The organism is Kribbella sp. NPDC004536 (assembly GCF_042873835.1).
Classification (GTDB): domain Bacteria; phylum Actinomycetota; class Actinomycetes; order Propionibacteriales; family Kribbellaceae; genus Kribbella.
In genome coordinates this window covers 952,697-969,289 of the sequence record NZ_JBIALY010000002.1, presented here as the reverse complement: position 1 = coordinate 969,289, position 16,593 = coordinate 952,697, and the positions used below count along the sequence as shown (strand labels likewise).

Sequence of the window (16,593 nt, the reverse complement as noted above, 5' to 3'; positions counted from 1 at the left end):
CGGACTACTGGGGGGTGACGGCGTGCCGTCGCCGGGACCACGGGGAGCTGTGTCATGCGGGAGATGCGCGACGAGCGCGGAGGCAGCTCGGTACCTGCGCTGGCCGTGCTTGTCCTGCTCGGGGTGGTCGCCGCGGTCGGGATCTTCGGGAACAAGGACCAGCACAAGACCGTCGATCTCAGTACGCTGACCGCCTCGACGACCGCGACCACGATCGCCACCGCGCCGCTGGACACCGATCCGTACTCCGGCACCACCGGGGTCGTCGTCCATCCGCGGTCCGAGGCGGCCCTGTTCAGCTCCCCCGGCGCCGACGACGCGTTCGGGAAGATCGCGCCGACCCAGTTCGGGCCGACCTGGCTGCCGGTCGTCGACCAGACCGACGGGTGGGTCCGGGTACTACTGCCCTCCAAGCCGAACCGGTCCACCGGCTGGCTCCAGGACGAGGACCTCGACCGGGCCAGTTCGTCGTACCTGATCCGGGTGCACACCAGCTCACGGACGCTGGAGCTGTTCGACGACAACAAGAGCCTCGGGACGTGGAAGGCCGGGGTCGGCGCGAAGAAGACGCCGACGCCGCCCGGCCGGACGTTCCTGCTCGGCTCGATCATCGACCACAAGCGCTCGGCGTCGCCGATCGTGCTCCCGTTGGGTGCGCACAGTCCCACCTTGGACACGTTCGGTGGCGGACCTGGTACCGTCGCGATCCACGGCTGGCCGAATCCGCACGTGTTCGGTGCGGCGATCAGCGCGGGCTGCGTCCGGGTGCCGAAGACCGCCCTCGCCGACCTGCAGAAGGTTCCGCTCGGGACGCTCGTCCTGATCGACAGCAAATAAGGAGATTCCGATGCGACGCCCACTGACTCCGACGGTGCTGACGGCTGCGGCCGTGGCCGGCGTCGTGACGTTCAGCCTGGTCGCGAGTGCCCCCCTCGGCAACGCAGCGGCCCGCCCCTCCTCGGCGTACGCGGTCAGCGCCGACGGCCAGGTGCCGATCCCGAAGACGCCGTACGCCGAGTCGCCGGACGGCAAACGGCAGACGACGTCCGCGCTCGAGCTCCCGCAGAACCCGCTGCTCTCGGTGCGGGCCGGTACGGCGACCGCGGGCAACGACTCCGCCTCGGTGGAACTGTTCGACATCGTCGTCGGGCCGGACATCCTCAGCCAGGTGAAGATCCCGCCGGAGCTCAAGCAGCAGTGCGCGAACCTGCCACCCACCGGCGCCGGCGACCTGCCGTTGCCGGATCTGGCGCTGCCCGACCTCGGGCTCGGGCTGCCGAAGTTGAGCACCAAGGACCTGCCGGTGAAGAACCTGCCGGACCTGTGCAACCTGCTGCTGACGCCGCCGAAGGCCTTGCTTGCGATCGACTCGCTGAACGTCTGGTGTTCCGGGGCCAAGGGCGGCATCGACATCGGCTCGCTGACGCTGCTGGGTCAGACGATCAAGCTCCCGACCACCACGCAGGGCGCGAGCCTGCCGTCGAACCCGCTGGCCAACATCAAGGTCAACACCCAGGCCAAGCACTCCGACGGCGCCTTCACCGTCACCGGCCTGACCATCGAACTCGGCGGCGGCGCCGAAACCATCAACCTGGCCTCCGCCACCTGCGCCAAACCCGCAGCCAAGCCGAAGCCCACTCCCAAGCCCCCGGTGGACCACCCCGCCCCACCCCAGGTCAACACTCCACCCGCGGCTCCCGTCCCGACCCCGGTGAAAACCCACCAAGCCGTCACCGGCTGAGCCAACCCACCGCCCATCGCCGGGGCCTTGAACAGGAACTGGTGCCCCGGCACCGGTTATTACCTGTTCAAGGCCCCCGGCGCGCAGGTCACCCCCCGACTTCCCCGCTAGAGCCTGACGCCCAGCAATGCATCACAGGCTTGGGCGATCAGGGCGGGGGCTTCGAGGTCGTCGCCTTCGGTCGATGCCCAGGTGTCGACGGCTGCCAGCGCTGACACAGTGTCGAGGTCGTTCGTGAGGGCCGCGCGTACGGCGTCAACAGCGGCCGCTCCGTCAGGCCCGGACGTACGAGCGACAGCGGTGCGCCAGCGCTCGAGCCGTGCCTGTGCGTCGGGGAGGTCGGACGACGTCCAGAACCAGTCGGTGCGGTAGTGGTGGGTGAGCAGCGCCAGCCGGATCGCCATCGGGTCGGCCCCGGCCAGCCGCTCCTTGGACACGAGCACCAGGTTTCCCTTGGACTTCGACATCTTCTCGCCGTCGAGCCCGACCATCGCCTGGTGCACGTACGCCCGCGCGAACGGGTGCTCCCCCGTCGCCACCTGCGCCCCGCTCGCCGACATCTCGTGGTGCGGAAAGATCAGGTCCGACCCACCGCCCTGGACGTCGAACGTCATCCCGAGGTACTCCAGCGCGATCGCGGAGCACTCCACGTGCCACCCCGGCCGCCCACGCCCGAGCGCCGAGTCCCACGCCGGCTCGTCCGGCCGTTCGTGCCGCCACAGCAGACTGTCCAGCGGGTCCTGCTTCCCCTCGCGCTCCGGGTCCCCACCACGCTCGGCGAACAGCTCAGTCATCGTCTCGCGGTCGTACCCCGACACCCCGCCGAAGGCAGGATCCGTCTTGATCGCGAAGTACAGGTCCCCGTCGACCGAGTAGACCGCGCCCGCCCGGCGCAGGTCGTCCACCGCGGACGCGACGAGGTCGATCGACTCGACGACCCCGATGTAGTGCTGTGGCGGAATCACCCGCAGCGCGGTCATGTCGTCGCGGAACAGCTGGATCTCCTGCGCCGCCAGGTCGGTCCACTCGACGCCGGTCGCGGTCGCGCGCTCCAGCAGCGGGTCGTCCACGTCGGTGATGTTCTGCGTGTAGACGACGTCGTACCCGGAGTCCCGCCACAGCCTGTTGATCAGGTCGAACGTGACGTACGTCGCCGCGTGTCCCATGTGCGTCGCGTCGTACGGCGTGATGCCGCACACGTACATCCGGGCGGTCTTCCCGTCGCCGGCCTCCACCTCGACCAGACCGCGGGAGGCGGTGTCGTAGAGGCGTAGCCGCCGGGCCGGCCCGGGTACGACCGGGATGTCTGGTTTCGTCCACGCCTGCATGTGTCGGAGCTTATGCCAGTCCGATTTTCAATGACGCGACACGGTTCCATTCCGTGGTCCCGAGATCGCGGTGCACCCCGGCGGCGGATAATCTCGCGGGCGATGAGTACCGAGTTCAGCGCCGGTTTCCAGGCGTACGGCGCCTGGATCGCTGCCGCCGCGATCCAGCAGCAGGACCTGTTCAACGAGGTTGTCGGGCCGGACTCGCTGCAGGCCGACCTGAACGAGCGGACCCTGAGCAGCGAGCGTGGCGTGCTGAGCGGCATCACCCTGCTCGGCAGCTTCTCCGAGCTCGACGGAACGTGGCTGTGGGGCTGGGCGAACCCGGGCTTCGGTCCGGACGCCCCCGCGGTCGCGCCGACCGGCGCGATTCGCGAGTTCGGCGAGCGGCACGGGATCACCGAGTTCACCGCGGAGAGCCCCGACCTCAGCGGGTTCGAGCAGCCGGGCCAGGCCGCGACGATGCTCGCGATCACGGCCGGTACGGTCCTCGGCGGCCGCGGCGTCTGGTCGACCGCGATCAACGAGGGCCGCGGCCACGTGTACCTGCACGTTGCGGACGAGCAGCTGCCCGAGGCCGGGTTCGACCCGATCGCCACGCCCCGATTGCTGGTGACGGCCGTGAGCGTGTTCCCGTCCGACCATCGCCAGGTCGTTCGCGGCTACTTCCAGCACTTCGGCCTGCAGCTCGAGGAGGCCCCGGACGCCATCCGCGGTACGTCGGCCAACGGCAGCGTCGTGGTCGCGTCCTTCGACGAGCTCGGCCGCCTCGGCGACGTCAGCGTGCAGCCGCGGAGCTAGAACGCCGGCCAGGGAATGGCCGGCCAGTCGTCGCTCGGGTACGGGAAGGTCTTGGTCTTCAGCAGCGTCGCGCAGCGTTCCCTGGTCGCGGTCAGCTCGACCGCGGTGATCAGCTCGCACAGTTGCTGTCCGAGCGCGCCGGCCAACTCGTCGGCCAACCGCCGTACGTCGGTCAGCAGCTCGGCCGGGACCGGCTCGCCGGCCCAGCCCCACAGGACCGTACGGAGCTTGTCGTCGGCGTTGAACGTGACGCCGTGGTCCACGCCGTACACGCGCCCGTCGCCCGGGTTCAGCACGTGGCCGCCCTTGCGGTCGGCATTGTTGACCACGGCATCGAACACCGCCATCCGCCGCAACGCGTCGTTGTCCGCGTGCACCAGCGTGACCGGGTTGTGCCGCCCGTCGAGCGCCTCCAGCACGCCGACCCAGCCCTTGGGTACGCGCCCCTGCGGGACGATGTCGACGAGCTCGGTCTCTCCCGGTCCGAGCTCGGCCTCGTCGATCCACAGCTGGACCATGCCGACGCCGAGCGGCCCGTCACGGAGCAGGGTGGGTGGTACGACGTGCCACCCGAGCGCCTCGGAGACGACGTACGCGGCGAACTCGCGCTGCGCGAGCGTGCCGTCCGGGAAGTCCCACAGCGGCCGCTCGCCCTCGACCGGCTTGTAGACCACGGTCGCGGTCTCGCCCGACAGGCTGACCGAGCCCTGGTACGTACCGTTCGAGGCGGCGACCAGGCGGCCGTGCAACGACAGCTCCCCCAGCGCAAGGAGCTCGGGGTCGACTGTCATTCCGGCAGGTGCCTGCGGTAGCCGTTGGCCCGCGGACAGATGTGGCCGTCGGCGTCGATCGGCCGGCCGCAGAACGGGCAGCTCGGCCGGCCGGACGCGACCAGCGCGACCGCGCGCCGGGCGAAGGCCCGCGCCTGCTCCTCGGTGATCCGGACCACGAACACCTCGGCGTCGTCGGACTCCATCGCCGCGGTGACCGGGTCCGGCTCCTCCTCGAGCTCGGCCGGGTCGACGGCGACCACCGCGAACACCTCGATGACCACCCGCTCGGCGTCGGCCTCCCAGGCCAGCGTCATGGTGCCGGCCCGGAACTCCTCCTCGATCGGCTGCTCCAGCGGCGCAGTGTCGTCGGAACCGGTCTGCGGCACCGGGTCCCGGTCGAACCGCCGGGCGACCTCGTCCAGCATCACGTCCAGCCGCTCCGCGAGCGCCATCACCTGTTCCTTCTCGCACGCCACCGAGGTCAGCCGGTGCCCGGCCCGGGCCTGCAGGAAGAACGTCCTCGCACCTGGTTCCCCGACGGTGCCGGCGACGAACCGCTCGGGGTCGTCGTAGGAGTGCACAACTCGCGCCATACCTATGACCCTATTACCGTCCGCCGACGACTGCGTCCGAGGACTGCTTCTTCGGCTTCGCTTTCGCTGACGGCTTAGGAACCAGCGACGCCAGCTCGCTGCCGGAGTCGTTCAGCCGGACCAGGAACGGGCGGGTCGCGGTGTAGGTGATGATCGTGGTCGAGGCGGTGTCCACGACGATCCGCTGGAAGGTGTCCAGGTGCTGACCGAGCGCGTCCGCGACGATGGCCTTGATGACGTCGCCGTGCGAGACGGCCACCCAGATCGCTTGGTCGCCATGGCTTTTCGCCAGTTCCGCGTCGTGCGCCCGGACGGCGTCGACCGCTCGTTGCTGCATCGCCCGCATCGACTCGCCGCCGGGGAACGTCACCGCGGACGGGTGCTGTTGTACGACGGTCCACAGCGGGTCCTTGGCCAGGGTCGCGATCTTCTTCCCGGTCCAGTCGCCGTACCCGCACTCGGTCAGTCGGCGATCCGTTGCCGGACGCAACCCGTCGTGCAGTTTCGCGATCGCCGTGGCGGTCTGCTTGCAGCGCTCGAGCGGCGAGGTGACGATCGCGGCCAGCGGGAGATCGGCGAGCCGCTGCGCGACGGCCTCGGCCTGCTTGACGCCGGTGTCGTCGAGCTTCACGCCGGGCGTACGGCCGGCCAACGTGCCGGAAGTGTTCGCGGAGCTACGGCCGTGGCGGACCAGAATCACCGTGGGCATGCACTGCACGTTAGCGGGTCCGTCCAAGCTGTGAGGCATCATGGTCGGGTGATCGTGGACTGCGGGGTGTATGCGGGCGGGGAGCGGCAGCAGCTGCCCAGGGACCCGGAGACCGTTGCCCACGCCATCGACGACGACCACGAGAGCTTCGGCTGGATCGGCCTGCACGACCCGTCCGACGCCGAGATGGAGCGGGTCCAGCGGCTGTTCGGCCTGCACGACCTGGCGGTCGAGGACGCGCTGCAGATCCATCAACGCCCGAAGGTCGAGCGATTCGGCGACACGATCCTGGTCGTGCTGCGCACCCTTTGGTACGTCGACGAGGGCGACGCGGTCGAGACCGGCCAGGTCACCGCGTTCATCGGCCAGCGGTACGTCGTCACCGTCCGGCACGGCGAGGGCGGTGAACTGGCCACCACCCGGCACGAGCTCGAGGAGCGGGCGTCGATGCTCGGGCACGGGCCCGCTGCGGTGCTGTGGGCGATCTGCGACGCGATCGTGGACGACTACGAGAAGGTCGCCGAACAGGTCGAGTTCGACGTCGACGAGATCGAGAGCTCGGTGTTCTCCCCCGAGCGGACCAGCGACGCTGAGCGGATCTACCGGCTGAAGCGCGAGGTGCTGGAGATGCGCCGCGCGATCGACCCGCTGCGCGAACCGATGGAGCAGTTCGCCCACGGCGTGGCCGGCCTCGGCCCGAAGGCGAGCCCGTTCTTCCGCGACGTCGCCGACCACCTGAGCCGGGTCTCCGACCAGGCCGAGGCGATCGACACGCTGCTGACGTCGGCCCTGAACGCGCACCTCGCGCGCGTCTCGGTCCAGCAGAACGACGACATGCGGAAGATCTCCGCCTGGGTGGCGATCGCCGCCGTACCGACGATGCTGGCCGGCATCTACGGCATGAACTTCGACAACATGCCCGAACTCCGCTGGCACTTCGGCTACTACGCGATCCTGCTCGTGATGGCCGCCGTCTGCATCACCATGTACCGCTTCTTCCGCAAGGTCGGCTGGCTGTAGGTGTAACGCGCCGGAAGTGGCCGGACATGGGGGAAGCATGACGACTTCGACAGCGGCGCACTCCCCGCCTTCCGGGGCGCTCCGGGCCGTGGGTGCGGGCGACGAGGAGCGGTTCCGGGCGTTGTTCGACGCCAACTTCCGGGCCTTGCTCGGGTACGCGATGCGGCGGGTGGGATCGAGTACGGATGCCGCCGACGTGGTGGCCGACACGATGCTCGTCGCGTGGCGGCGGCTGAACGACGTACCGGAAGGGGACGCGGCCCGGCTGTGGCTGTACGGGGTCGCGCGGCGGGTGCTCGCCAACCAGCGGCGCGGCGACGACCGGCGGGAGCGACTCGGCGAGCGGCTGCGGAGCGAGTTGGCGAAGGCCGTACCGGATCCGGCCGAGGCGAGCGATTCGGCCGTGGTCGTACGAGCCGCGATGGCGAAGCTCGGCGACAGCGATCGCGAACTGCTGATGCTGACCGGCTGGGAAGGGCTCGACCCGTCCGAGGCCGCGACCGTGCTCGGGCTGTCGCCCCGGGTCGTACGGACGCGGCTGCACCGCGCCCGGCGCCGGCTCGAAAAGCTGCTCGGTGACGCCTTCGGGGGTCCCGGACACGAGCGGAACGACAACCCCCCGACCGAGGAGGACCGATGAACAAGCAGGAGATCGACCGCCTGGTCGCGGGAGCCGATCCGTTCGGCGACGGCCCGGTGCCGACACCGGCCGCCGCCGCAGACCTGGTCGAGGAGATCATGACCACCACCGCAGCAACTCCCGAAGTACGCCGTGCGCACCGCCGCCCGATCCTGGTCGCCGTGGCCGCCGCGGCGGCCGCGATCGCCGTCGCGGTCACCGGCGCGCTGATCCCCCATGGCAACCCCGCCGCACCGGCCCCGGCATACGCCGCCGAAGCCCGCGCATTCGCAGAGAACAATGCGCGCATCCTGCTGGGCCCGTCCTGGAAGGTACAAGCGGTCAACCTGCCGTTCACGAGGTCGGACGGCGAGCTGACCTTCTCCGACGGCAAGCACACCGTCGACGTCGTCTGGCGGCCGAGCGACCAGTACCACGACTACTACTCAACCCAGGCCGGTACGAAGGAACCGGTCACCGTACTCGGCCGGAAGGCGACGCTCTTCCTGAGCACCCCGGACCGCGTCACCATGCTTCCGCCGGACGGTGCCAGCTACGTCGAGATCCGCGCCGCGCTCGGCTCGGACGTGGCCTACCGGAAGATGCTGGCCGATCTCCGGACGGCGGACGTCGACACCTGGCTCGCCGCGATGCCGGCCAGCGCGGTGCAACCGGCCCGGCGGGCCGACGTCGTCGCCGGAATCTTCCAGGACATCCCAGTGCCGAACGGGTTCGACCGGGACGCCTTCGCGAAGGGTGACGTGGACAGCCGGTACAACCTCGGCGCGGCGATCACGGGTCACGTGACGTGTGCCTGGCTCGACCAGTGGACAACGGGCGATGCGGCCGCGAAGAAGCAGGCCAAGGACGCGCTGGCAACCGCCCACTCGTGGAAGATCCTCAACGAGATGGTTGCCTCGGGCGCCTGGTCCAAGGGGCTCTGGGAGATCACCGACGCGCTGGTGCAGCAGGGCCGGGTCGAGGCGGAGTACAAGGTCGCCCTCGGCTGTTGACCGCAGGCCGAAGCGCCCGGGGCAGGGGGTCCCCGGGCGCTTCGGAGTTCAGGTGGCGGTGATCGTACTGGTGGACAGCAGGATCAGCAGCACGATGCCGAGCAGGACGCGGTAGAACGCGAACAGCGAGATCGGATGCTTGGCCACGAAGCGCAGCAGCCAGGCGATCGACGCATACGCGACGACGAAGCTGACGACAGTACCCACCAGCAGTGGCGCTACCCCGACGTTGCCGTTCAGCGCGTCCTTGAGCTCGTAGACACCGGCGCCGGCCAGCGCCGGGATCCCGAGCAGGAACGCGATCCGGGTCGCCGCGACCCGCTCGAGACCGCGGAACAGGCCGGCCGAGATGGTCGCACCGGAACGCGACACACCCGGAATCAGCGCCAGGCACTGGATCAGACCCATCACGAGCGCGTCCACGAACGTGATCCGGGTCAGGGGCCGCGACTTGGTGCCGAACCGCTCGGCAGCGACCATCACCACCGACCAGGCGATCAGCGCCCCGGCCACCCACCACAGGCTCCGCAACGGCCCGGAGATCAGGTCCTTGGCGAGGAAGCCGACGATCCCGATCGGCAGCGAGCCGACGATCACGTACCAGCCCATCCGGTAGTCGAACTCGTCGCGCCGCTCGGAGTTCGCCAGGCCGCCCACCCAGGCGCGGATGATCCGGACGATGTCCTTCCAGAAGTACAGGACGACCGCGAGGATCGCGCCGACCTGGATGACCGCGGTGAAGCCGGTGATCGACGGGTCGTCGATCTTCAGCCCGAGCATCTTCGACACGATGGTCAGGTGCCCGGTACTGGAGACCGGCAGGAATTCGGTCAGGCCCTCGACGATGCCGAGGATGATGGAGTCCCAGATCGTCATCAGTGGCCGACCCCGGACAGCTCCAGCGCCTCGGCGGCGGTGCGCAGGTCGGCGATCCGCTGCTCGAGCGTCGACGCGAACGGCGTCAGCGCGACGGTCGTCGCCCCGGCCTCGGCGTAGGCCGTCAGCTTCTCGGCCATCCGATCCTTGCCACCGAGCAGCGAGATCGAGTCCAGGAAGCCGAACGGTACGGCCGCCATCGCCTCGCGGTGCTTCTTGTCCAGGTACAGGTCCTGGATCTGCTTCGCCTCGTCGGCGTACCCCATCCGGACCGCGAGCGCGTTGTAGAAGTTCTTCTCCCGGCTGCCCATGCCGCCGATGTACAACGCGGCGTACCCACGGACCGGGTCGGCGGCCGCCTGGATGTCCTCGCCGGTCATCAGCGGTGTCGTGACGACGACGTCGAAGCCGTCGAGGTCCTTCTGCTGGACGGCACGGCCCGTCCTGATGTGCGTCAACTGCTCTCCAAGGAAGCCTGGGTCGTTCAGGATCCCGAGCCAGCCGTCGGCGATCTCCCCCGCCAGCTCGAGGTTCTTCGGGCCGACCGCGGCAAGGTACACCGGTACGTGGTCACGTATCGGCCGCACGGTCAGTTTCAGCGCCTTGCCCGGACCGTCGGGCAGCGGCAGTGTGAAGTATTTCCCCTCGTACGCGACCGTCTCCCGCCGGAGCGCCGCGTTCACGATGTCAACGTACTCACGCGTCCTGAGGAGAGGCTGAGAGAACCGGACGCCGTGCCAGCCTTCCGACACCTGCGGCCCGGACACGCCGAGCCCGAGCCGGAACCGGCCGTTCGACAGCCGGTCCAGGGTGGCCGCCGTCATGGCGGTCATCGCCGGCGTCCGGGCCGGGATCTGGAAGACCGCCGCACCGACGTCGATCGTGGTGGTCTGGGCGGCGATCCAGCTGAGCAGCGTGGCGGCGTCCGAGCCGTACGCCTCCGCGGCCCAGGTGACCGCGAAACCGAGTGCCTCGGCCTCCTTCACCAGCCTCAGATGGTCCAGATGGTCGTCGCCGCCGAAGACGAAGCCGATGTTCAGTCCGAGTCGCATGACTGGCGAGCCTAGCGAGAGGTTGTCGGTGGGCCGCAATAGGCTCGGGTCATGCAACAGCGCTATCTCGGTCACAGTGGACTCGCGGTGAGCAGGCTCGGCCTGGGCACGATGTCGTGGGGCCGGGACACCGACGAGCACGAGGCGCGTGAGCAGCTCGCCGCGTTCGTGTCCGCCGGCGGCACGCTGATCGACACCGCCGCGGCGTACGGCGACGGTGACAGCGAGGAGCTGATCGGGTCGTTGCTCGGTGACGTGGTCGACCGCGACGACGTGGTGATCGCCACCAAGGCCGGGTTCAGCGTCCGCCGCGGCGAGCGGATCACCGACACCTCGCGCGGCGCCCTGCTGCGCGACCTGGACGGTTCCCTGCGCCGGCTGAACACCGACTACATCGACCTGTGGCAGCTGCACACCTGGTCCGACGACGTGCCGCTGGAGGAGACGCTGTCCGCGCTCGACCACGCGGTCAGCTCGGGCAAGGTGCGCTACGTCGGCGTCTCGAACTACGCCGGCTGGAAGGCCGCTCGCGCCGTCACCTGGCAGCAGGCCTGGCCGGGCCGCGCGGTGCCGGTCGCCAACCAGGTGGAGTACTCGTTGCTCGCCCGCGACGCCGAGGTCGACGCGCTGCGCGCCGCCGCGGGCCTCGGGATCGGGGTGCTGGCGTGGTCCCCGCTTGGCCGCGGCGTGTTGACTGGTAAGTACCGGACGGGCATCCCCGCGGACTCCCGGGCGGCGTCTCAGCATCTGTCCAGGTTCGTCGACCCCTATCTCGACGCCCGGTCATCGGGCATCGTGGAAGCGGTCGCGCGCGCCGCCGACGGGCTCGGCTGGACCCCGCTCGAGGTGGCACTCACCTGGGTACGGGACCGGCCCGGCGTGTCGGCGGCGATCGTCGGGGCCCGGACTGCGCTGCAATTGAAGTCGGTGCTGGGTGTCGAGGAGCTCACCCTGCCGCCGGCGATCGTGGCGGCGCTGGAGGATGTTTCCTGAAGTCTGCAGGTGGAGGTGTGGATGGCCGAGTACGAACTGCAGCAGTTCGAGGTGTCCAGGACGGAGTCGCGCGGCGCGGTGCGCAAACTGCTCACCGAACACGCCGAGTACGGCGGCTGGGAGCTCGCCCGGCTGCGCCGCTACCCCGACGGCTCCCGCCGAGTCTGGCTCCGCCGCCGGATCATCCGGGTGATGCGGACCCTCTGAGTTGACCGGCCCAGAAGTTCTGGGCCGTTCAGTTGGCGCAATATCTCTGCGGCAGAGGTATTCTTGCGCTATGAGTGAGGCGTTGACCGAAGAGCTGCTGGCGGCGATCGGGTTGGTTCGACGGCATCTGCGGCGATCTGTGGGGCGGCCGTTCCCGGAGGGGGCGTTGACGGACTCGCAGGGTGAGCTGATCCGGACCGTGCGGCGCAATCCGGGCATCTCGGTGGCCGAGGCCGCGGCCGAGCTGGGGCTGGTCGCCAACACGGTCTCCACCTTGGTCGGCCAGCTGACCGAACGCGGCCTACTACAGCGGACCCCCGACCAGACCGACCGCCGGGTCGCCCGGCTGACCCTCACCGACCCGGCCCGCGAACAGGTCGAGGCCTGGCGCGACCGCCGTACCGCCCTGGTCACCCGAGCCCTCGACGACCTCTCCCCCGCCGAGCGCGACGCCCTGCGGGCCGCGTTGCCCGTGCTCGCCGTCCTCGCCGAACGCCTGCACCCCGAACAACAAGAGGAGCGCGTATGACTGCTGTCGAGGTCACCGGGTTGAGTCACCGGTTCGGGGATCATGTTGCCGTCGACAACCTTGATCTGACCGTCGAGCCCGGTGAGTGCTTCGGGCTGCTCGGGCCGAACGGTGCCGGGAAGACGACCACGTTGCGGGTCCTGAACACGCTGTATCCGCCGCAGTCGGGTTCGGTCCGCGTGTTCGGGCTGGATGTGAAGGCCGAGGCGATGGCGGTACGGCGGATGCTCGGGTACGTACCGCAGCAGCTGTCGATCGAGGGCGCGCTGTCCGGCCGCGAGAACGTGTCGTGGTTCGCGCGGCTGTTCGACGTACCGCGGCGGGAACGGGCCGCGCGGGTCGCCGAGGTACTGGAGATCGTCGACCTCACGGACGCGGCCGACCGGCTCGCGTCGACGTACTCGGGCGGCATGGTGCGCCGGCTCGAGCTCGCGCAGGCGCTGGTGAACCGGCCCGCACTGCTCGTACTGGACGAGCCGACGGTCGGGCTCGACCCGGTCGCGCGGGACTCGGTGTGGGCGCGGGTGCAGGAGATGCAGGAGCGGTACGGGATGACCGTGCTGCTGACCACGCACTACATGGAGGAGGCCGACATCCTCTGCGACCGGGTCGCCCTGCTTCACCTCGGGCAGCTGCGGGCAGTGGGTACGCCGACTTCGTTGAAGGCCGAGCTGGGTCCCGACGCGAGCCTCGAGGACGTCTTCCGGCACCACACCGGCGAAAGCCTCGCTGCTCAGGAGAAGGGAGGACTGCGCGATGTCCGTGGCACCCGTCGTACGGCCCAGCGTCTGGGCTGAGTCGCGTCCGCTCCGGCTGATCTCCCGGATCGGTACGTTCTGCCTGGTCGAACTGCAGAAGCTCCGGCACGACCGGACCGAGCTGGTCACGCGGGCGATCCAGCCGGTGCTGTGGCTGGTGATCTTCGGCCAGACCTTCAGCCGGATCCGCGCGATCCCGACCGGCAACGTGCCGTACCTGGACTACCTGGCGCCCGGGATCATCGCGCAGTCGGCGTTGTTCGTCGCGATCTTCTACGGCATCCAGATCATCTGGGAACGCGACGCCGGGATCCTCACCAAGCTCCTGGTCACACCGTCGCCACGGTCCGCGCTCGTCGCGGGCAAGGCGTTCGCGGCCGGCGTACGCACGATCTCGCAGGCGATCGTCGTACTGATCGTCGCCGCCTTGCTGGGCGTCAGCCTCACGTGGAATCCGCTGAAGCTGCTCGCTGTCCTCGTCGTGGTGGTGCTGGGCGCGGCGTTCTTCTCGTGCCTGTCGATGACGATCGCGGGGCTGGTGTTGCGTCGCGACCGCCTGATGGGCATCGGGCAGGCGATCACGATGCCGCTGTTCTTCGCGTCGAACGCGCTCTATCCCGTCTCGTTGATGCCGGGTTGGCTGCGCGCTGTCTCGCACGTGAACCCGCTGACCTATGAGGTCAGTGCATTGCGCGGTTTGCTGATCGGCCAACCCACGACGTACTGGCTCGACTTCACCGTCCTCATCCTCGCCGCGGTCGCGGGCATCTGTGCCGCGTCGGCCCTGCTGGGACGGCTGGCGCGCTAGCAGTTGATGCGTACGGTGTGACAGCGTTCTGGCATCGGAGCAGCACCAGCGCCGCCACGATTGCTGTCGTGATGCCCGCGCCGATCAGGGACGTCTCGGCGCCGACCGCGCCGATGATCGGGCCGCCGGCGAGCAGGCCGGCCGCGCTGCCCGCGTTCACGACCACGCTCTGACCGGACAGCAGCGTGCGCCGGTCCGGACCCGTGGACGACCGGGTGATGAGCACGGAGATCGCCGCGATGCCGATCACCACGGCGACCCCCGAGAACGCGCCGAACACAGCGACCGCCGGTGGTGTCGTCCACAGGCCCATGCCGATCCAGCACAGCCCGGACCAACCCCAGGCGACGACGGCGGTCAGTACCGGCTTGATCCGTCGTACGATCGCCAGCGACACCGCCGTACCGGCCAGCGAGCCCACCGCGTAGCCGGTCATCCCGGCGGCGAGGTAGACACCGGGCCGGCCGCGTTGCTCGCCCAGTACGGACAGGCCGAGCGTGAACGCGAACCAGGTGACGCAGCCGGTGCCGCGCACGATCCACCCGTACAGCACTTCCTTCCGTCCCCGCAGACTTTCCCGGATCGACGGCATGCTGTCCTCGGTCACCTCAGTGGGCCGTACGGTGCAGGCGAGGAGCCCTGCGCCGACCACAGCTGCTGCCTCTGCCCACAGCAGTTCGCTCGTGAACCCGGCCGCCACGGCGAAGGCCCCGACCGAGGGTCCGATCAGCATCCCCAGCCGACGGAGTCCGTCCTGCCAGGTCAGCAGCAACACCGCTCGCCCGTCTCCCCACCGGTCGCCGGTATCCGCGAGCAACGCCGACCTGCCCGGGTTCGCCAAGGCATCGCCGAAGCCCAGGAGCAGTCCGCTGACGAAGAGCACCTCGGGCGAGAGCAACCCGAGCTCAGCAGCCGCGGGCACCGACGCGAGCGCGATCGCGGACACCACGGCCACGATCGCCAGGCGCGGACCGGAATCCACCCACTGCCGGGCCCTCCGCGCCCACCACGGTGACAGTACGACCGGTATGCCGGCCGCGCCACCGACGAGCCCGGTCGCCGCGACGGAGCCCGTCTCGCGCAGGATCACCAAGGGCAGTGCTACCTGCGTGATCCGCATCGCGAAGTCCGCCGTACCGCTCCCGGCCAGCAACGCCAGCGCCTCGGTTCTCGCCCGCACGCCTTGAATTCTTCGCGTCCTCACGCACTGCGGGTAGCCGGCCGGACTTGCCTGCTTGCCATAGGCTCAGCCTATGGCTTCATTACCAACGGTCGAGGATCTGCGGCTGGTACAGGCCGTCGTACGGACCGGCGCCGTCGGCACGGCGGCCCGCGAGCTGCGCATCTCCCAGCCGTCCGCATCCCAGCGACTCGCCCGGCTCGAACGGCTCTGCGGCACCAAGCTCTTCGAACGCGACACCCGCGGCGCCCGTCCGACCGCAGCCGGCGCCGAGCTCGGCCGCCGCGCGGACCACATCCTCGGCCATCTCGAGGAGGTGTACGACGCGACCCGCGCGGCCGCGGTCACCCAGCGGCTGGTGATCGGTACGTTCGCCAGTCTGGCGCCGATCCTGTTCCCGGTCCTCGACGGCGACCTGCCCGACCTGGAGATCCAGCAGCAGGTCGACCACGGCCACTTCCTGGTCGAGCGGGTCGCCGAAGGCACAATGGACGCCGCCTTCATCGCGATCGCCGACCAGATGACGCTCCCCCGCGGTACGGTCGCCCGCCGGGTCGGCCGCGACGAACTCGTCCTGTTCGTACCACCCGGCGCCCGCCCGCCGGGGCGTGGCCGCCAACCGTTGAAGGACCGGCCGGTCGCGTTCTCGACGTACGACAAGGGCAGCGAAGAGATCCACAACCACCTGGCCGCCCTCGGCGCGAACCCCCGCCGCGGCGTCACCCTCAGCACCACCATCGCCATGGCCCGCCGCCGCGCCCACCTGGCCCTCCTCCCCCGCAGCGCCCTCACCAACGAACTACGCCCCGGCGAACACCTGACCCCCGCCCCGTTCCACTACCGCCTGACCCTCTCCGTCGTCACCACCCCCACCCCACCCAAACCTCTCGTCAGCTACCTCCCCCAACTCCGCACCACGTTGAACTTGTCGTGAACAGGGGGTGGGTGGGGGGCTTGGTGGGGCAGACTCGGGGGTATGAAACTGGGGCGGTTGGTGCGGGGGCGGCGGGTGCTCGCGGGGTACTGGGGTGCGACTGTGGTGCAGGTTGCCGCGGTTGCGTTCGATGTCGGGATCTTGAAGCAGGCCAGCAAGGTGACGTTGATGCCGTTGCTGTGGCAGTGGTCCCGTACGCAGGACGCGCCGCCGTTGTTGCAGGCTGCGTTGCTCGCGTCGGCGGCCGGTGACCTGCTGCTCGAGACGGAGCTGCAGCTCGCGGGGATGGCGGCGTTCGCGGCTGCGCATGCGTGTTACCTCGCGGTGTTTCTGGCCGATCCGGCGCAGCGGTCGTGGCGGGTGTTGGCGGCGTACTCGGCTCTGTGGGCGGCGCTGATCGCGGTGCTCTCTCCCGGGCTCGGTCGCCAGCGGGTGCCGGTTGCGGTCTACGCGTTGTTGCTGACGGCAACCGCTGTGGCGTCGCGATGGCACAGCAAGCGCAGTGGCGTCGGCGGTGCGCTGTTCTTGGTGTCCGACGCGCTGATCGCGCTGCGGATGTCCGGTCGCGACTTCCCCGGACGTGGGGCGCTGGTGATGTCGACGTACGCCGCAGGCCAGTACCTGCTGACGTCGGGCGTGACGAAGTCTGATCGGTAGTA

20 protein-coding genes are annotated in these 16,593 nt (G+C 69.8%); 13 read left to right on the top strand and 7 right to left on the bottom strand.

Going from position 1 to position 16,593, the window contains the following annotated elements; all coding sequences use genetic code 11:
- Nucleotides 1-54 precede the first annotated feature (54 nt).
- Both ACFYRU_RS19415 and ACFYRU_RS19410 read left to right on the top strand, forming a co-directional pair.
- A complete protein-coding gene (locus ACFYRU_RS19415; protein WP_387660554.1) occupies nucleotides 55-837 on the top strand; it encodes a L,D-transpeptidase in 783 nt (260 codons plus the stop codon).
- Between the two features lie 10 nt (nucleotides 838-847).
- Nucleotides 848-1,741: a hypothetical protein gene (locus ACFYRU_RS19410; RefSeq protein ID WP_387660551.1), complete on the top strand. Its 894-nt coding sequence runs from the start codon at nucleotides 848-850 to the stop codon at nucleotides 1,739-1,741.
- A 107-nt stretch (nucleotides 1,742-1,848) separates the two neighbouring features.
- Here the strand turns inward: ACFYRU_RS19410 and mshC are convergent, their stop codons facing one another.
- Nucleotides 1,849-3,069 (bottom strand): cysteine--1-D-myo-inosityl 2-amino-2-deoxy-alpha-D-glucopyranoside ligase, encoded by a 1,221-nt coding sequence (mshC, locus tag ACFYRU_RS19405; protein WP_387660548.1) that lies wholly within the window; start codon nucleotides 3,067-3,069, stop codon nucleotides 1,849-1,851.
- A 102-nt stretch (nucleotides 3,070-3,171) separates the two neighbouring features.
- Between mshC and ACFYRU_RS19400 the strand changes: the two genes are divergently transcribed.
- Nucleotides 3,172-3,870: a DUF6882 domain-containing protein gene (locus ACFYRU_RS19400; protein WP_387660545.1), complete on the top strand. Its 699-nt coding sequence runs from the start codon at nucleotides 3,172-3,174 to the stop codon at nucleotides 3,868-3,870.
- Here the strand turns inward: ACFYRU_RS19400 and ACFYRU_RS19395 are convergent.
- From ACFYRU_RS19395 to ACFYRU_RS19385, 3 genes are read right to left on the bottom strand one after another with little or no spacing between them, the layout of a single operon-like run.
- Nucleotides 3,867-4,661: an SCO1664 family protein gene (locus ACFYRU_RS19395; RefSeq protein ID WP_387660542.1), complete on the bottom strand. Its 795-nt coding sequence runs from the start codon at nucleotides 4,659-4,661 to the stop codon at nucleotides 3,867-3,869. The two genes, ACFYRU_RS19400 and ACFYRU_RS19395, sit on opposite strands and share 4 nt — an antisense overlap.
- A complete protein-coding gene (locus ACFYRU_RS19390; RefSeq protein ID WP_387660539.1) occupies nucleotides 4,658-5,236 on the bottom strand; it encodes a DUF3090 domain-containing protein in 579 nt (192 codons plus the stop codon). Before ACFYRU_RS19390 ends, ACFYRU_RS19395 begins: the two co-directional genes overlap by 4 nt.
- Before the next feature lie 13 nt (nucleotides 5,237-5,249).
- On the bottom strand, nucleotides 5,250-5,945 hold the full coding sequence (locus ACFYRU_RS19385; RefSeq protein WP_387660537.1) for a histidine phosphatase family protein: 696 nt from the start codon (nucleotides 5,943-5,945) through the stop codon (nucleotides 5,250-5,252).
- Between the two features lie 48 nt (nucleotides 5,946-5,993).
- On the opposite strand from ACFYRU_RS19385, the gene corA reads away from it, so the two are divergent.
- The 3 genes from corA to ACFYRU_RS19370 are packed head-to-tail and all read left to right on the top strand — an operon-like array spanning nucleotide 5,994 to nucleotide 8,597.
- A complete protein-coding gene (gene corA / locus ACFYRU_RS19380) occupies nucleotides 5,994-6,965 on the top strand; it encodes a magnesium/cobalt transporter CorA (protein WP_387660534.1) in 972 nt (323 codons plus the stop codon).
- Between the two features lie 37 nt (nucleotides 6,966-7,002).
- The gene (locus ACFYRU_RS19375; protein WP_387660531.1) at nucleotides 7,003-7,605 is read left to right on the top strand and encodes an RNA polymerase sigma factor; all 603 of its coding nucleotides are present in this window, start codon (nucleotides 7,003-7,005) and stop codon (nucleotides 7,603-7,605) included.
- Nucleotides 7,602-8,597 (top strand): hypothetical protein, encoded by a 996-nt coding sequence (locus tag ACFYRU_RS19370; protein ID WP_387660528.1) that lies wholly within the window; start codon nucleotides 7,602-7,604, stop codon nucleotides 8,595-8,597. The genes ACFYRU_RS19375 and ACFYRU_RS19370 overlap by 4 nt, the downstream gene beginning before the upstream one ends.
- Before the next feature lie 48 nt (nucleotides 8,598-8,645).
- Here the strand turns inward: ACFYRU_RS19370 and ACFYRU_RS19365 are convergent, their stop codons facing one another.
- The gene (locus ACFYRU_RS19365) at nucleotides 8,646-9,473 is read right to left on the bottom strand and encodes an undecaprenyl-diphosphate phosphatase (RefSeq protein ID WP_387660525.1); all 828 of its coding nucleotides are present in this window, start codon (nucleotides 9,471-9,473) and stop codon (nucleotides 8,646-8,648) included.
- Nucleotides 9,473-10,525 carry an LLM class F420-dependent oxidoreductase gene (locus ACFYRU_RS19360; RefSeq protein ID WP_387660523.1) on the bottom strand — a complete coding sequence of 351 codons (1,053 nt, stop codon included), beginning with the start codon at nucleotides 10,523-10,525 and terminating at the stop codon, nucleotides 9,473-9,475. Before ACFYRU_RS19360 ends, ACFYRU_RS19365 begins: the two co-directional genes overlap by 1 nt.
- 51 nt (nucleotides 10,526-10,576) lie before the next feature.
- On the opposite strand from ACFYRU_RS19360, the gene ACFYRU_RS19355 reads away from it, so the two are divergent.
- From ACFYRU_RS19355 to ACFYRU_RS19335, 5 genes are all read left to right on the top strand, one after another.
- Nucleotides 10,577-11,518, top strand: coding sequence for an aldo/keto reductase (locus tag ACFYRU_RS19355; protein WP_387660520.1), 942 nt, complete (start codon nucleotides 10,577-10,579; stop codon nucleotides 11,516-11,518).
- A gap of 21 nt (nucleotides 11,519-11,539) precedes the next feature.
- Complete coding sequence (locus ACFYRU_RS19350) at nucleotides 11,540-11,725, top strand: DUF5703 family protein (RefSeq protein WP_130385444.1); 186 nt, start codon at nucleotides 11,540-11,542, stop codon at nucleotides 11,723-11,725.
- A gap of 70 nt (nucleotides 11,726-11,795) precedes the next feature.
- Nucleotides 11,796-12,254: a MarR family winged helix-turn-helix transcriptional regulator gene (locus tag ACFYRU_RS19345; RefSeq protein WP_387660517.1), complete on the top strand. Its 459-nt coding sequence runs from the start codon at nucleotides 11,796-11,798 to the stop codon at nucleotides 12,252-12,254.
- Complete coding sequence (locus tag ACFYRU_RS19340) at nucleotides 12,251-13,051, top strand: ABC transporter ATP-binding protein (protein WP_387660514.1); 801 nt, start codon at nucleotides 12,251-12,253, stop codon at nucleotides 13,049-13,051. The genes ACFYRU_RS19345 and ACFYRU_RS19340 overlap by 4 nt, the downstream gene beginning before the upstream one ends.
- Entirely contained in the window at nucleotides 13,011-13,820 is an 810-nt protein-coding gene (locus tag ACFYRU_RS19335; protein WP_387660510.1) for an ABC transporter permease, read from the top strand. The genes ACFYRU_RS19340 and ACFYRU_RS19335 overlap by 41 nt, the downstream gene beginning before the upstream one ends.
- On the opposite strand, the gene ACFYRU_RS19330 is transcribed toward ACFYRU_RS19335, so the two are convergent.
- Nucleotides 13,756-15,000, bottom strand: a complete 1,245-nt coding sequence (locus tag ACFYRU_RS19330; protein WP_387660507.1) for an MFS transporter — start codon at nucleotides 14,998-15,000, stop codon at nucleotides 13,756-13,758. The genes ACFYRU_RS19335 and ACFYRU_RS19330 overlap by 65 nt on opposite strands.
- Nucleotides 15,001-15,073: 73 nt before the next feature.
- Between ACFYRU_RS19330 and ACFYRU_RS19325 the strand changes: the two genes are divergently transcribed.
- Together ACFYRU_RS19325 and ACFYRU_RS19320 are read left to right on the top strand one after the other, a co-directional pair.
- Nucleotides 15,074-15,934 carry a LysR family transcriptional regulator gene (locus tag ACFYRU_RS19325; protein ID WP_387660504.1) on the top strand — a complete coding sequence of 287 codons (861 nt, stop codon included), beginning with the start codon at nucleotides 15,074-15,076 and terminating at the stop codon, nucleotides 15,932-15,934.
- A 42-nt stretch (nucleotides 15,935-15,976) separates the two neighbouring features.
- Nucleotides 15,977-16,591 (top strand): lysoplasmalogenase family protein, encoded by a 615-nt coding sequence (locus tag ACFYRU_RS19320; protein ID WP_387660501.1) that lies wholly within the window; start codon nucleotides 15,977-15,979, stop codon nucleotides 16,589-16,591.
- Nucleotides 16,592-16,593 lie beyond the last annotated feature (2 nt).